Consider the following 14,937-nt stretch of genomic DNA (forward strand, 5'->3'; position numbering starts at 1 on the left):
GCCTGGCGCTACCGAACACAGCGGGGTCAGGCACCGCGCAGCCGACCCAGCAACGACCAGGCCCGGCCGAGCGCAGCCCAGTCGGGCCTGACCAGGCCTGGTCAGGCCGGATGATCGAGCCGGATCAGGCCCAGCTGGAGTGCAGCGGCTTGCCCTCGGCGTAGCCGGCCGCGCTCTGGATGCCCACGATCGCCTTCTCGTGGAACTCCTCCAGGCTGCTCGCGCCCGCGTAGGTGCAGGAGCTGCGCACGCCGGCCACGATCGAGTCGATCAGGTCCTCCACGCCCGGGCGGGCCGGGTCGAGGAACATCCGGGAGTGCGAGATGCCCTCCTCGAACAGCGCCTTGCGGGCCCGGTCGTACGTGGAGTCCTGGGCGGTGCGGTTGCTCACGGCGCGGGCCGAGGCCATGCCGAAGCTCTCCTTGTACTGGCGGCCGTCGGCGGCGGTCTGCAGGTCGCCCGGGGACTCGTAGGTGCCGGCGAACCAGGAGCCGATCATCACGTTGGAGGCACCGGCGGCCAGCGCCATGGCGACGTCGCGCGGGTGGCGCACCCCGCCGTCGGCCCAGACGTGCTTGCCGAGCCGGCGGGCCTCGGCGGCGCACTCCAGGACGGCGGAGAACTGCGGGCGGCCGACGCCGGTCATCATCCGGGTGGTGCACATGGCGCCCGGGCCGACGCCGACCTTGAGGATGTCGGCGCCCGCCTCGACCAGGTCGCGGACACCGGCGGCGGAGACCACGTTGCCGGCCACGATCGGGATCTGCGGGTCCAGGCCGCGCACCGCGCGCAGTGCGCTGATCATGCTCTCCTGGTGGCCGTGCGCGGTGTCGACCACCAGCACGTCGGCACCGGCCTCGATCAGGGCCTTGGCCTTGCCGGCGACGTCGCCGTTGATGCCGACGGTGGCGGCGATCCGCAGCTTGCCGTTCGCGTCCACGGCCGGGGTGTACAGGGTGGCGCGCAGCGCGGCCTTGCGGGTGAGGATGCCGACCAGGCGGCCCTGGCCGTCCACCACCGGGGCGAGCTTGCGGTGCGCCTCGGCGAGCCGGTCGAAGGCGGTACGCGCGTCGACGTCCTCGTCCAGCACCAGCAGGTCGCGGGACATCACGTCGGCGAGGCTGGTGAAGCGGTCGACGCCCTGGCAGTCGGAGTCGGTGACCACGCCGACCGGCTTGCCGTCCTCGACGACCACGAGGGCGCCGTGCGCACGCTTGGGCAGCAGGGAGAGCGCCTCGGCGACGGTGGCGCCGGGGGCGAGGGTGATCGGGGTGTCGAACACCAGGTGGCGCTGCTTGACCCAGGAGATGACCTCGGCGATCACCTCGGTCGGGATGTCCTGCGGGATGGCGACCAGGCCGCCGCGGCGGGCCACGGTCTCGGCCATCCGGCGGCCGGCGATGGCGGTCATGTTGGCGACGACCAGCGGGATGGTGGTGCCGGTGCCGTCGTTCGAGGAGAGGTCGACACCCTGCCGGGAGCCCACGGCGGAACGGCTGGGGACCATGAAGACGTCGTCGTACGTCAGGTCGTACGAGGGCTTGAGGTCGTTCAGGAAACGCATGAATGGGCTCTCTGGCTGGGAGAAATTACACCTCGGGTGCGGTTGCGGCGAGGCCGCCGGGGCGCACTCGGGCGCCCTGCACCCAGCGTTCGATTGTCCGTGAGGGCGCGACCAAAAGCCAGTTCGGGGGACATCGCTGGTGCTGTGCACAAACCATGATCAATGCTCCGCGCGTAGACATGGACGATCCTCCAAGCCACCTCCCCGACATCGGCTTTTCGCCCGGGCGGGGACCGCTCCCGTAGCATTCACGCGGTGAACGGCGAGGCGAGCGGGAAAGCGACAGCGGGCGTGATCGAGCAGAAGGACGTGGAGCGGCAGGACGTCGGGCGGGACACCGGGCGCCACGTCGGAGGCAGCGCCACCGACGGCACGGAGGACGGCACCGGGCACAGCGCCGGGCACGGCACGGCCGCGGGCCGGGGCGAGGGCGCGGCTACCGAGGAGGAGGTCGACTACGGCCCCGGCCTGGACCCGGAGCGGCTGAAGCTCTGCCTGGGGGTGCTCGCCGAACTCGACGAGCTGCACGTCGACCACCCCGACGCGATCACCGTCCGCAAGGCCGTCGGCGGCATATTCCGGACCCTCAAGCAGCGCCGCCGCCAGGAGACCCGGGCCCGCAAGACCGCCAACGACCGCGCGGTCACCGCCCGGACCGCCACCGGCGCGCCCACCCGGATCGACGACGAGACGGCCGGCGCCTTCGGCCTGACCACCGTCACCACCACCGAGATCGCCGGCATCCTGGAGCGGCCGCGCAGCTGCTACATCTGCAAGGGCCGGTACGTGGAGGTCGACGCCTTCTACCACAACCTGTGCCAGCGGTGCGCGGCCCTGAACCGGTCCCGCCGGGACGCCCGGACCGACCTCACCGGCAAGCGCGCGCTGCTGACCGGCGGCCGGGCCAAGATCGGGATATACATCGCGCTGATGCTGCTGCGCGACGGCGCCCACACCACCATCACCACGCGCTTCCCCAACGACGCGATCCGCCGCTTCAAGGCCATGCCGGACAGCGCCGAGTGGATCCACCGCCTCAAGATCATCGGCATCGACCTGCGCGACCCGGCCCAGGTGATGGCGCTGGCCGACGAGGTCGCCGCCGACGGCCCGCTGGACATCCTGATCAACAACGCCGCGCAGACCGTCCGCCGCCCGCCGGAGTCCTACCGCGAGCTGATCAGCGCAGAGTCCGCCCCGCTGCCGGCCGGCGAGCTGCCGCAGGCCACCACCATCGGCCGCTTCGGCAGCGGCAGCGTCGACCTGCCCGCCCTCCCCCGCCAGGCGACCGGCAGCGAGCAGCGGCTGGCCGCCGAGGACGTCACCTCGCTCGCGCTGGTCACCGGCTCCGCCACCCCGGCCCGGATCGCGGCCGGCACCGCGATCGACGCGGGCGGTCTGGTGCCCGACCTCGCGGACACCAACAGCTGGGTGCAGACCGTCGAGGAGGTGGGCCCGGTCGAGTTGCTGGAGGTCCAACTCTGCAACTCCACCGCGCCGTTCATCCTGATCAGCCGGCTGCGCCCGGCGATGGCCGCGTCCGCGTCCCGCCGCAAGTACGTGGTCAACGTCTCCGCGATGGAGGGCGTCTTCTCCCGCGGCTACAAGGGCGCCGGCCACCCGCACACCAACATGGCCAAGGCCGCGCTCAACATGCTGACCCGCACCAGCGCGCTGGAGATGTTCCAGACCGACGGCATCCTGATGACCGCCGTCGACACCGGCTGGATCACCGACGAGCGGCCGCACCCGGACAAGATGCGGTTGGCCGACGCCGGGTTCCACGCCCCGCTCGACCTGGTCGACGGCGCGGCGCGGGTGTACGACCCGATCGTGCGCGGCGAGGCGGGTGAGGACCTGTACGGCTGCTTCCTCAAGGACTACGAGCGCGCCAACTGGTGACCACCTGAAGGAGATGGCGAGTTGAGCACCGTTCCGACCGCACCGCTGCTCGGTGCCGGGATCATCGTGCCCACCGGGGACGGCCGGGTGCTGATCGGCCGCCGCACCACCGCCGGCGAGCCGCCCACCTGGAGCCTGCCCGGCGGCAAGGTCGACCTCGGCGAGTCCTTCGAGCAGACCGCGGCCCGCGAACTCGCCGAGGAGACGGGCATCGTGCTGCCCGCGGCGCGGATGCGGGTGCTCGCCGTCCACCTGGACCACGAGCTCGGCCGGCCCCGGCTGACCGCCGCCGTGCTGGCCCCGCCGAGCGTCGCCGAGGCGGTGGTCACCGAGCCGCACGCCTGTGCCGGTTGGGAGCGCTTCGCGGTGGACGAGCTGCCGGAGCCGATGTTCTACCCGTCCGCACTGGTGCTCGGCAGCTGGCTGCCCGGACTGGACGACGTCCCGCGCGACGGGACGCACGGCTACCCCGTCGTCCGCCGCTGACGTACGAACGCACCCACCGCCGACGGAACGAGGAGCGGGGGCGGCCGCACGACCGCCCCCGCTCCCCAGCACGGCCCGGACCCCCCACGGTCCGAGCGGGCCGGCACCACGCCCAGGGACGGGGGCGCGGTCGGACTCCAGCCTGCCCGGTCGGGCGGCCCCTGCCGAGGGCCGAACGTCCCGACCGAGAGGGCCGGCGGTCCTCCGGACGCGCACCACTCTTGTGCGAGGGGGGCCGCGGGGTGGAGATTGGGTGGGCAAGGCCCTTACGCGCCCGCCGTCCTGAGGAGTCCTCACCGTGCCCAGCGCACCCCGGCCGGCCCGGCCCGCGTCGCTCCCGCAGCGAACCGGCCGTCAGCTGCGGCGGGCCTTCGGCGCTCGGCACGAACCACTGGCCCGCCCGCTCGATCGCGCCCGTGCCCGCGCCTGGCTGCTCGCGCTCCTCGGGGGGCTGCTGGCGCTCGCCGTCTCCGTGACGGGAGCCATGCTGCTCTACCACTCGTCGGCGCCGCGGGCCGCCGCCGACCGGATCCGGCTGCACCGCGTGGACGCCGTGGTCGCCGTCATCCCGGATCACGGCGCCGCCGCCGGCAGCCGCTTCGCGGGCGGCTACGACACCCTGGTGAACGTCGAGGCCGCCTGGAGCTACCCCCCGGGCACCGCGCACACCGGCACCGTCGAGGCACCGCGCACGGCGGTCCCCGGCGCCGTCGTCCCGATCTGGGTCGACCCCCGGGGCAACGCGACCACCCCTCCGGTCAACCGAGCCGCGCTCGCCGTCTCGGCAGCCTGCACCGGCACCGGCGCCCTCCTCGTCCTGCTCGGGCTGCTCGTCGTGGCCCTGCGGCTGCGCCTGCACGCCCTCGACCGCCGGGCGGACGCCGCCTGGGCCGCCGGCTGGGCCCGGCTGGAGCCGCTGTGGAGCGGCCGGGCCGGTCACCGCCGCGAGGAGTGACGGGCCCCCGGGCCGACCAACCACCGGCCCTGGAGCCGCACACCGCACCTTCGACCTGCTGCCGAGCCCAATCAGCACGCCGCCGGAGCTGGCATGACGCGGAGCGGTGGCTCGACGCCCTGGAGCTCCGCGGCAACCGGCCGACTCCGGATCTAGGATCTGCGGCATGGCAACACGACTCGTGCAGATCAACATGAAGGCCCAGGACGACGCTGCGCTCGGCCGGTTCTGGGCGGAGGCACTCGGTTGGGGTGTCGACAGCGAGGGCCCCGGCGTCACCAACCTCGAACCGGTCGGCTTCGCATACCCCGACCCCGCGGCCGTCTGCATCGACCTCATCGCCCGCCCAGAACCCAAGACGGTGAAGAACCGGGTGCACCTCGACCTGGCCACCACTTCGACGGTCCATCAGGCGGAGCTGGTCGCGCGCCTGAAGGACCTCGGCGCGACAATCGCCGACGTGGGACAGGGCGACGTCCCCTGGACGGTCATGGCCGACCCGGAGGGCAACGAGTTCTGCGTCCTGGAGCCCCGGGAGATCTACCGGGACACCGGGCCGATCGCCGCAGTGGTGGTCGACTGCACCGACCCGCGGGCGATGGCCCGGTTCTGGGGCGAAGCTATGGACTGGACGGTGCACGAGGTCGCCGACGACCACGCGACCATGCGTTCCGCCCACGGCGTCGGCCCCTACCTGGAGTTCGTCCGCACCCCCGACACCAAGAGCGGGTGGAACCGCGTCCACCTGGACATCAGCCCCTACCGCGGTGACGACCCGGCAGCCGAGGAGGCCAGGCTGCGCGCTCTGGGCGCCTCCGACCCGGGCATCGACCAGTCCGCCATCTCCTGGCGGATCCTGACCGACCCGGAGGGCAACGAGTTCTGCCTGCTCAGCCCCCGTTAGCCCCGCTCCACCCCAGGTTGATCGCCTGCTCGACCACCGCTACGCCTGGGCCCGGGCCGTCCGGTGGGTGTTCGTCGCGCTGATGGCCCGGGCCGACGCTGAGGAGGATCTGGACCGGGCGGTCTCGGGGACGAGACTGCCTAGTCTCCGGTCGTTCCGTCGAGCAGCTCGCGCAGGATGTCCAGGTGGCCGTTGTGGCGAGCCGTCTCCTCGGTGAGGTGGAGGAGGATCCAGCGCAGGTCGACGTGGAGGCCGTCGCGGACGGCTCGCTGGGCCCGCTTGTCCAGGCCGTTCCCGGCGACCAGTTCACGGTAGCGCGCGCTCTGTTCAGCGTATTCGTCGAGCAACTGCGTGAGCGGGAAGTCAACGGCGATGCGCATCTCGCGGTCGGGGTCCTCCTCGGTCCAGGGGCCCCGGTCCTCCTCGCCGAGGAAGACCACTTGGAACCAGTAGTACTCGACCCAGCGGAGGTGGTTGATCACTCCGCTCATGGTCATCAGCGGTGAGCCCGGCAGGAGCGCCTTGCGCGCGTTCTCCGCAGAGACGCCATCGCACTTGGCGCGGGCGGTGTCACGTGCATAGTCGAGAAACGTGGTGAGCTGGGTGCGCTCGTCCCACGCGGGCGGTGTGTCGTCGATTCTGGTCATCCCGCGAAGCGTCCCCGATCACCACCACCGATGTCGAGGCATTTATCGACGGAACGCAAGCCGCTCCACCCGGTTCCCTGTCCGGCGGGCCGCCACAGCGGTCCCCTGCCGGTGGGCCGCCCGGCACCATCCGCCGGACAGGCCCTGGTAGTGCTTTGTCAGGAGCTGTTCTGGCGATCATCCGTAGGGCACCCCGGTGGTACTTTGCCGGGAAGTCGTGGGAGGGGTGGGCGGGCAAGTGGACAGGGAGGTGCGACAAGCCGTTGTCGTGGCGCTCGGCGAACTCGGGCGAAGCCACGACTACCGTGACCGCGCGGATGCCGGCCACGGCCTGGCAGGGTTTGCCGAGATGCAGGAGGCCCATGGTCCGCTGCTGGAGCTCGTGCTCGATCCGGGCGACACCTTCGTGACCAGGGTGACCGCGGAGGCACTGCTTCGGCGAAAGGACAGGGTGGGCCTGGCAACAGTCGCGTCCGCGCTGGCAGTTGCCGACCCGAATCACCGGGATTGGATTCACACCGCGGTCGTCGACGTATTCAGTGTCTTCTCCCACGACCGGGACAGTGCGATCGGCCTGTGCGAGGAGCTGTCGCAGGACGCTGACGACCGTGTGGCCCACGGGGCTCGTCAGTTGCACGAACTCCTGGCTGAGATCGATCCCGTTCTTCGCCCCGCATAGTGCGGGGCGACCGTTGTCGCGAGAGCGCAGGTGATCGACGGCAGAGCTTGGAGCCGGTACTCGCCCATCGTGTGCGAAGCCGGATGACAACAACGGCGGCGGAGGGCCGACGCAAGTCGATGCAGCCATGGCCGAGCGGCTCGGTGCCGACAACCCAACCCATGGCAGCCCTACGACACCGCCTCACGAAGCACTACTAGAGTCCTGGGCCGTGGCGAATCATCAGGACGAGACCAGGGCGGCCTACGACGGAGTCGTCGAGCTGTACGCCTCGCTGTTCGCGGATCGCCTGGAGACCCAGCCGTTCGCTCGGGCCATGATCGGCACCTTCGCCGAGCTGGTGCGCGCGACGGGCAACCTGCGGGCAGCGGACGTCGGGTGCGGGCCCGGACATCTGACGGCCATGCTGCACGAACTGGGTCTGGACGCCTTCGGCCTCGACCTTTCCCCCGGCATGGTCGACCACGCCCGGCGGGCCCATCCGGCGCTGCGCTTCCAGGAGGCGCGGATGGAGTCCCTGCCGATCGAGGACGGCGCGCTCGGTGGCGTACTGGCCCACTACTCGATGATCCACACCCCTCCGGGGGAACTGCCGGAGCTGCTCGCCGAGCAGGTACGCGTCCTGGCGCCAGGGGGTCTGCTTCTGGTCTCCTTCTTCGGGACCGACGGACCGGAGCCGATCCGGTTCGACCACAAGGTGACACCCGCCTACAGCTGGCCGGTGGACCGCCTCGCCGAGCTGCTGGCCGATGCCGGGCTCGTCCCCTTCGCTCGGCTGCTCCACGATCCGGCCTCCGAACGAGGCTTCCTCGACGCCCACCTGCTGGCCCGCCGTTCGTAGGTCTTGCCCGGCGATACCCGCCAGCCTGTCGGCGCACCTCCGGACCACCGACTCGGCCGGCACTCGCTGATCCGACGGGAATCGTCGGACAGGCTCCAGGGAGGTCGTGTCGATCACGCCGGCCCGGATGAGGGGTGCGGCGGGGGATGGTCAGTGCTGCTCGGTGGAATCCGCAGGGGTGTGCGCCCCTGCGGATTCCCGGAGCATTCGGCCTCAGCGGCGCTGCGTCCAGGCCGGTGCCGGGGTGGGCCTGCCGGCGCGGTGGATGACGGCGGCGACGGCGACGAGCAGGACGAGCGCCAGGGCGAGCGCGGCGGTGACGTCGACGTGGAGCACGAGGAGGGCGCCGAGCAGGGCTCCGGTGAACATCCAGGCGGCCGACGCCAGTCGGCGGGACCCGGTGAGGTCGGCGGCGAGGGCGGTGATGGTCATGGTCAGCACCGTGGTGGTGAGGTCGGGGACCTTCAGGGAGCGGACCACCGCGTTCTGACCGCCCATGGCGAGCGCGAGCAGGCCGATCAAGGTGTAGCGGGCGGACGAGGATCCGTGGCCGACGACGGCCGCCAGCACGGTGCTCACCGCCACCAGCAGCACTTGGACGGCGAGGGCGGCGGTCAGCAGCCGGCCGCGGTGCCCGGGCAGGCGCCGGGAGAGGTGGCCGCCGGCCAGGGCCCCGAGCAGGAAGGCGGCGAGGGCGGCGAGTGAGGCGGTGGCGGAGAGGTTCGCCGCGCCGGCCAGGGCGAAGCCGAGGAAGACCACGTTGCCGGTCATGTTGGCGACGAACACGTGCCCGAGTTCGAGGTAGCTGACGGCGTCCACCACTCCGGTGACCAGGGTCAGCACCAGCAGCATCGGCACCAGCGGGCCGTGCTCGGGATCGGGTTTCAGCATCGGGCCTCCCAGTGGCTCACGTGACGGCCTCTCCGTTCTACTCCCCCTCAGGCCGGTACCTGCCTTAGCGGCCGCTCCCCCTCAGGCCAGCGCCGGACCGGCCGGGTCCTCCGGGTCGTCGTCCAGGTGCCAGTGCAGGTCCCGCACGCCGGGCTCCAGCGACAGCCGGGTGACGACCTGCTCCAGCGCCGGGGTCACCTGGCCGGTGGTCGACACGGTGGCGCGCAGGCTGGTGGCGTCGCCCTGCTCGGTGCGGCGGGCGCGCAGGCCGGTCGGGGCGAGGCCGGACGCGGCCAGGGCCTGGAGCAGCAGGGCCCGGATGTGGGTCTCGGACTTGCGGTCGCACTCCAGGTGGACGACGGCCCGGCCGGTGGAGTCCGGGTCGCTGCCGGACTGCGGGGCCCGGTCGAGCAGCCGGCCGGCCGGGCGCAGCACCAGGTGGACGGCGAGCACGGCGATCGTGCCGAGGACGGCGAGTTCCAGTTCGCCGGACGCGGCCAGGACCCCGACGGCGGCCGAACACCAGAGCGTGGCGGCGGTGTTGAGGCCGCGCACTCCGGCGCCGTCGCGCAGGATGACGCCACCGCCGAGGAAGCCGATGCCGGAGACCACGTAGGAGGCGACCCGGGTGGGGCTGCCGGCGTCACCGACCGCCTCGCTGTAGAGCACGAACAGGGTGGCACCGGCGGCGACCAGGGCGTTGGTGCGCAGGCCGGCCATGCGGGCGCGCCACTGGCGCTCGACGCCGATCAGTGCGCCGCAGGCCACGCCGGTGGCGAGCCGGACCAGGAACTCGACGGTGGTCAGGGTGTGCACGACGGCACCTCCTCCAGGAACGCGGACGGGAAACGCGGACGGGGAAACACAGGCAGGAAACGCGGGCGGGGCAACACGGACGGGCAACACGAGCAGGGCGGCGGCCGCCAGGACCGCGGACGACGGGTGCCGGGACCCGGGGCGGCGGGGCGCCACCCGCCACCCACCACCCCCCACCCGCCCCAGGGCGTCCCGCCCGTGGCCGGCCGCTCAGTGGTCGAGCGCGGTCTCGACGACCTTGATGATGACCATGGCCGTCGCGATCAGCAGGTAGGCGCGCAGGGCGCCCATGCCGGCCTTGCGGGCCGTGGACATCACCGGCGTGGCGAGGGTGTCCAGCGGGGGCATCCGCCAGTTCTCGCGGCCGGTGCGGTCGACCGGGTCCTCCTTGGTGGCGGTGCGGCCGAAGGTGAAGGAGTACCCGGCGACGAGGACGCCCGCGACGCCGCAGGCTGCCGCGATCCCCAGGATCGCGCCGGAGCCGATGCCCGGCCGGACCACGGCAGCGGTCAGGATGAGCGAGAGCGTCACCAGCACGCCGACCACGACCGCGGTGAAGGCGTTGGTCCTGGGTCCGTTGACCCACGGACCGAGCACGGCGCGGTCGTTGCAGAGCAGCAGCAGGAACACGGTGGCGGAGGGCAGCAGCACCCCGGCGAGCACCTGGACGAACTGGGTGATCAGGCCCTGGGTGTAGCCGTTGGACAGCAGGGTGATCGCGGCGGCCACGACGACCAGGCCGGCGTAGACGCCGTAGAAGCCCTTGGCGCCCCGGACGCCGCGGTGCAGCGAGTGCTTGATGCCGAAGACGTCGCCGATCGCGTAGGCAGTGGACAGCGAGACGGCGAAGGCACCGATGACGGAGGCGTCCAGCAGGGCGATCGCGAACAGCACGCCGGCCAGTCGGCCGGCCCTGGCCTCGATGCCCTCGGCCAGGGCGGCGGCGTCGGAGAACCGTCCGAAGCCGTCGGTGCCCGCGAAGGCCGCCGCCGTGAGGCCGATCAGCGCGGCCGCGCCGACGATGACCACGGCGATCCCGATCCACAGGTCGACCTTCTCGTAGGTCATGAAACGCGGGGTGATCCGCTTGTCGATGACGTACGACTGCTGGAAGAACAGCTGCCAGGGGGCGACGGTGGTGCCGACGATCGAGATGACGACCATCATGACCGCCGCGAGCTGGCCGGAGCCGCCGGGCAGGGCGGGCGTCACGAAGTCGTGGGCCATCTGCGAGGTCTTCGGGTGGAGGAGGAAGTAGACCGGCACCAGCAGCAGGGAGCCCGCGCAGAGGGTGATGGCGACCCGTTCGAAGCGCCGGAAGGAGCCGGTGAAGGCCGAGGCGATGATGATCGCGGCGGCCAGGACCACCGAGGCCGCCTTGGGCAGGCCCAGGTAGCCGGCGGCGAGCGTGACCCCGATGAACTCGGTGACCAGGGTCAGCGCGTTCAGCAGGAAGAGGTCGATCACGCTGAACGCGCCCCAGAACCGGCCGAAGCGCTCCAGGATCAGCCGGGCGTGGCCGACCCCGGTGACGGCGCCGAGGCGCAGCACCATCTCCTGGTTGACGTACAGCACGGGGACGAGCAGCAGCAGGGTCCACAGCAGCTGGGTGCCGTAGTTCTGCCCGGCCTGGCCGTAGGTGGAGAAGGCGCCGGCGTCGTTGTCGCCGACCATCACGATCAGGCCGGGGCCGATGACGGCCAGCAGGGTCCTGAACCGGGCGGAGAGCCCGTGGCGCGGGGCGGTGTCGTCGAGCCGGAGGGTGCCGAGCGCGCCCTTGATGTCGCCGACGTGGGCGTCGTCCAGGACGGCCTGGCCGGCGGCGGAGGTGGTGGGGGAAGCGCCGGGAACCGCGGGGAACGTCGGGTCCAGCATCGCATTGGTCATGGCAGGGCCTGCCTCCCTGCCCCTCGGCGAGGGGCGTCGGGGGACACGCGGCAGCGCGCCTCCCGCTGGGCGCACGCCGCCGTCCCCGCACGGCGGCGCCGGGCGACGGCGGCCGTGCTGGCGTGACGGATCGTCAGGCGCCTTGCGTCCGCCCGTGGTCGAGCAGCGGACGAGGCGCCTGGTGGGGATGTGCGAGGGAGGTCGTCACCGCGTGCCGGAGGTGTTCGAGAGCATGCGGGGGTAGGGCCGACTGTGGCCCGGACTACTGCAGTCCATGATCTCGCCTCCTCCCGGCCGGGGGCGCACCGACTGTGCGCCGCATCGCGACACGGCAAGGAGCACACCGGTCGCGGCGGACCGGTACACCCCAACTCGTCAGAGCTTTGGCACTCCACGGCGTGTCCGGCCGGTCGGCCGGAAGCCACTTGGGGTCAACCCTTAGGTCGGGAAGACCTGTCCTGAACCTGGGCGTCTCTCGACGTCGTCGGGTCAGTGGCCTGTGTCCGTGAAGACGCCTCACCGAACGAGGTGCCTCGTGAAACCTCACACAGCATAGCCCGGCCGGAGAGCGGGCCCGCCGCCTTCCGCCCGCTCCTCGACACCTTTGTAGAACCTTGACCGGTCCGCGCCTGCTACACCTTCCCCATCCCGGCATATATAGTTCACCGACATATGCAGCTGAACAGCTCACGAGGGGGAAGTGTGTCCCACACCGATCCGACCCGGTCCGAGCCCGTCCTGCGCCTGACCGGGGTGTCCCGGGTGCACGGACGCGGCGCCGCCGAGGTGCACGCCCTGCGCGGGATCGACCTGACCGTCCACGCCGGCGAGTTCGTCGCCGTGATGGGTCCGTCCGGCTCCGGGAAGTCGACCCTGCTGACCCTGGCCGGCGGACTGGACCTGCCCACCCGCGGCGAGGTGCTGGTCGAGGGCGTCACGCTCGGCGGCCTCAGCCGCGGCCGGCTCGCCGACCTGCGGCGGCGCTCCGTCGGGTACGTCTTCCAGGACTACAACCTGATCCCGGCGCTCACCGCCGCCGAGAACATCGCCCTGCCCCGCGAACTCGACGGAGTCCCGGGCCGCGCCGCGCGCCGGGAGGCCCTGGCCGCGCTGGAGGAGTTGGGCATCGGGGAACTCGCCGACCGCTTCCCCGACGACATGTCCGGCGGCCAGCAGCAACGGGTCGCCATCGCCCGGGCGCTGATCGGCGAACGCCGACTGGTGCTCGCCGACGAACCGACCGGAGCACTCGACTCGGCCACCGGTGACGCGGTGCTCGCCGTCCTGCGCGCCCGCTGCGACGCCGGGGCGGCCGCCATGATGGTCACCCACGAGGCCTCGCACGCCGGTTGGGCGGACCGGGTGGTCCACCTCCGGGACGGCGCGATCGCCTCGGAGAGCACCGGTCGCCGCTCCGGCGGCTGCCCGGCAGCCGTCCACCGGCCCAACCCCCTGGGGGAGGTGGCGCGTTGAAGCTCGGAGCGTGGAAGGTCGCATTGCGGATCGCCCGCCGCGACGCACTGCGCGCCAAGGGCCGCAGTGCGCTGGTCCTGGCCATGATCGCGCTGCCCGTGCTCGGGGTCACCGGTGCCGACGTCGTCCACCGCAGCGGGCAGCTCACCCCGGCCGAGCGGGTCGAGCGGGTGGTCGGCGGAGCGGACGCCCTGGTCACCGGACTCAGCCCGGGCCGGACCGTCGAGCAGGCCCCGATCGCCGAGGACGGCGCCTTCGCGCTCGACCCCAAGCCGGGGCAGCCGCCGACGGCCGAGCAGCAGCGGGCCGCGAGCACCGACCCGGCCGAACTGGTCGGCTCGCTGCTGCCACCCGGCAGCCGGCTCACGCCCGCCCGCACCGGGCCGGAGACCGGCGCGAACTCGCCCGAGGGCCTGGTCCGCACCCTCACCACCGAGGCCGACCTCGGCGACCCGGTCTGGCGCGGCCGGCTGAACGTGGTCGGGGGACGCACACCCGCCGCCCCGCACGAGGCGGCCGCCACCCGGGCCTTCCTGGACCGTGCCGGGCTCGGGCTCGGCGGCACCACCACCGTCCAGGGGCTGGAGCGGACCACCTTCACCATCACCGCCGTCGTGGAGCACCCGGACGACCTCGGCCGGGTCGAACTCGTGGCCCGGCCGGGCGAGTTGCTCGACCCGCTGACGGCCGCCGCGGAGCCCGGACAGCCCGCCGCCGAACGCGCCCCGGACCGGCACGACGCCTGGCTGCTCCGCGTGCCGAGCGGCGCCGCCCTGGACTGGACCGCCGTCCAGCGGTTCAACGCCCACGGCTACACCCTCACCGCGCGCTCCGTCGCCCTCGACCCGCCGCCGAACCGGGCCGTCCCGTACTACCGCGACTCCACCCGCTCCAGCGGCCCGGCCACGGGCGGTGACACCAGGGTCGTGGTCGCCACCGTCACCGGGATGGCGCTGCTGGAGGTCGCCCTGCTCGCCGGGCCCGCCTTCGCGGTCGGCGCCCGCCGCTCGCGGCGGCAGCTCGCCCTGCTCGGCGCGGCCGGCGGCGGCCGCAGCCACGTCGGTGCGGTGGTCCTCGGCGGCGGCCTGGTCCTGGGCGCGGCCGGCGGAGTGCTCGGCGTGGCCCTCGGCACCGCTCTGGTCGCCGCACTGCGCCCGCTCGTCGAACAGGTCGGCGGTGCCCGCTTCGGGCACTTCGCCCTGCCCCCGCTGGACCTCCTCGCGATCGCCGGGATCGGCCTGCTCACCGCACTGCTCGCGGCCGCACTGCCCGCCTGGCAGGCCGCCCGCCGCAGCGTCACCGCCGGCCTCACCGGGCGGGACACCGTCCGGGCGCCCAGCCGGGTGGTCACCCTGCTCGGCACGGCCCTGGTCCTCGGCGGCGGCGCCCTCGCGATGTACGGCGCGGGAGCGGTGCAGCACGGCATGCCCGTGGTGAGCACCTACGACGAGCGCACGTTGACCGTGCTCGGCGGCTCGATCACCGCCGAACTCGGCCTGCTCGCCTGCACCCCGGCCCTGATCGCGGTGGTCGGCCGGGCCGCCGGGCGGCTGCCGCTCGGTCCCCGGCTCGCCCTGCGGGACTCCGCGCGGCACCGCTCGCGCACCGCACCGGCCGTCGCCGCCGTGATGGCCGCGGTCGCCGGGGCGGTCGCCGTCGGCGTGTACAGCGCCGGCACCGACGCCGGGAACCGGCGCGACTACCGGCCGCAGGCCCCGTACGGCGCCGTCCAGCTGACCAGCCACCGGGACGGGCCGTCCGCCGCGCTGCTGCGCGCCGAGCTGGAGAAGCAGCTGACCGGGCTAGACGAGTAGTTCCGAAGTCGGCTGGGTTTGCCGGTTCTGCTCCGGGCATGCAGGGAGGGTGTCCAGCATTCGGGTTGTGACGACCGA

At 73.0% G+C, this 14,937-nt stretch carries 13 protein-coding genes and 1 riboswitch; of the genes, 8 read left to right on the forward strand and 5 right to left on the reverse strand.

Translation table 11 applies throughout. The annotated features are described in order from the left end of the window. Nucleotides 1-124: 124 nt before the first annotated feature. On the reverse strand, nucleotides 125-1,564 hold the full coding sequence (locus tag ACGF07_RS15555) for a GuaB1 family IMP dehydrogenase-related protein (protein WP_350744967.1): 1,440 nt from the start codon (nucleotides 1,562-1,564) through the stop codon (nucleotides 125-127). Nucleotides 1,565-2,032: 468 nt separating this feature from the next. On the opposite strand from ACGF07_RS15555, the gene ACGF07_RS15560 reads away from it, so the two are divergent. The 4 genes from ACGF07_RS15560 (at nucleotide 2,033) to ACGF07_RS15575 (ending at nucleotide 5,811) form a co-directional block, all read left to right on the forward strand. Beyond that, nucleotides 2,033-3,466: an SDR family NAD(P)-dependent oxidoreductase gene (locus ACGF07_RS15560; RefSeq protein WP_392898975.1), complete on the forward strand. Its 1,434-nt coding sequence runs from the start codon at nucleotides 2,033-2,035 to the stop codon at nucleotides 3,464-3,466. 21 nt (nucleotides 3,467-3,487) lie between these two features. Then, entirely contained in the window at nucleotides 3,488-3,952 is a 465-nt protein-coding gene (locus ACGF07_RS15565) for an NUDIX hydrolase (RefSeq protein WP_392898946.1), read from the forward strand. A 298-nt stretch (nucleotides 3,953-4,250) separates the two neighbouring features. Then, nucleotides 4,251-4,907: a hypothetical protein gene (locus tag ACGF07_RS15570; RefSeq protein ID WP_392898948.1), complete on the forward strand. Its 657-nt coding sequence runs from the start codon at nucleotides 4,251-4,253 to the stop codon at nucleotides 4,905-4,907. A gap of 166 nt (nucleotides 4,908-5,073) precedes the next feature. Beyond that, the gene (locus ACGF07_RS15575) at nucleotides 5,074-5,811 is read left to right on the forward strand and encodes a VOC family protein (protein WP_392898951.1); all 738 of its coding nucleotides are present in this window, start codon (nucleotides 5,074-5,076) and stop codon (nucleotides 5,809-5,811) included. Between the two features lie 140 nt (nucleotides 5,812-5,951). Here the strand turns inward: ACGF07_RS15575 and ACGF07_RS15580 are convergent, their stop codons facing one another. After that, entirely contained in the window at nucleotides 5,952-6,458 is a 507-nt protein-coding gene (locus ACGF07_RS15580) for a DinB family protein (protein WP_392898954.1), read from the reverse strand. Between the two features lie 238 nt (nucleotides 6,459-6,696). Here ACGF07_RS15580 and ACGF07_RS15585 point away from each other — a divergent pair, with 238 nt between their 5' ends. Together ACGF07_RS15585 and ACGF07_RS15590 are read left to right on the forward strand one after the other, a co-directional pair. After that, on the forward strand, nucleotides 6,697-7,137 hold the full coding sequence (locus ACGF07_RS15585; RefSeq protein ID WP_392898957.1) for a hypothetical protein: 441 nt from the start codon (nucleotides 6,697-6,699) through the stop codon (nucleotides 7,135-7,137). 211 nt (nucleotides 7,138-7,348) lie between these two features. After that, on the forward strand, nucleotides 7,349-7,978 hold the full coding sequence (locus ACGF07_RS15590; RefSeq protein WP_392898960.1) for a class I SAM-dependent methyltransferase: 630 nt from the start codon (nucleotides 7,349-7,351) through the stop codon (nucleotides 7,976-7,978). 213 nt (nucleotides 7,979-8,191) lie between these two features. Here ACGF07_RS15590 and ACGF07_RS15595 read toward each other — a convergent pair whose 3' ends face one another. From ACGF07_RS15595 to ACGF07_RS15605, 3 genes are all read right to left on the reverse strand, one after another. After that, entirely contained in the window at nucleotides 8,192-8,869 is a 678-nt protein-coding gene (locus ACGF07_RS15595; RefSeq protein ID WP_350744979.1) for a YoaK family protein, read from the reverse strand. Between the two features lie 81 nt (nucleotides 8,870-8,950). Continuing rightward, nucleotides 8,951-9,685, reverse strand: coding sequence for an MgtC/SapB family protein (locus ACGF07_RS15600; RefSeq protein WP_350744981.1), 735 nt, complete (start codon nucleotides 9,683-9,685; stop codon nucleotides 8,951-8,953). A 210-nt stretch (nucleotides 9,686-9,895) separates the two neighbouring features. Beyond that, nucleotides 9,896-11,560, reverse strand: a complete 1,665-nt coding sequence (locus tag ACGF07_RS15605; RefSeq protein WP_392898977.1) for an NRAMP family divalent metal transporter — start codon at nucleotides 11,558-11,560, stop codon at nucleotides 9,896-9,898. A gap of 371 nt (nucleotides 11,561-11,931) precedes the next feature. Beyond that, a riboswitch (M-box (ykoK) riboswitch) is annotated at nucleotides 11,932-12,107 on the reverse strand. Nucleotides 12,108-12,274: 167 nt separating this feature from the next. Between ACGF07_RS15605 and ACGF07_RS15610 the strand changes: the two genes are divergently transcribed. Together ACGF07_RS15610 and ACGF07_RS15615 are read left to right on the forward strand one after the other, a co-directional pair. After that, nucleotides 12,275-13,045: an ABC transporter ATP-binding protein gene (locus ACGF07_RS15610; RefSeq protein WP_392898962.1), complete on the forward strand. Its 771-nt coding sequence runs from the start codon at nucleotides 12,275-12,277 to the stop codon at nucleotides 13,043-13,045. After that, a complete protein-coding gene (locus ACGF07_RS15615) occupies nucleotides 13,042-14,859 on the forward strand; it encodes an FtsX-like permease family protein (protein ID WP_392898965.1) in 1,818 nt (605 codons plus the stop codon). The genes ACGF07_RS15610 and ACGF07_RS15615 overlap by 4 nt, the downstream gene beginning before the upstream one ends. Nucleotides 14,860-14,937: the final 78 nt, after the last annotated feature.

This window comes from Kitasatospora sp. NPDC048194 (genome assembly GCF_043202455.1).
Classification (GTDB): domain Bacteria; phylum Actinomycetota; class Actinomycetes; order Streptomycetales; family Streptomycetaceae; genus Kitasatospora.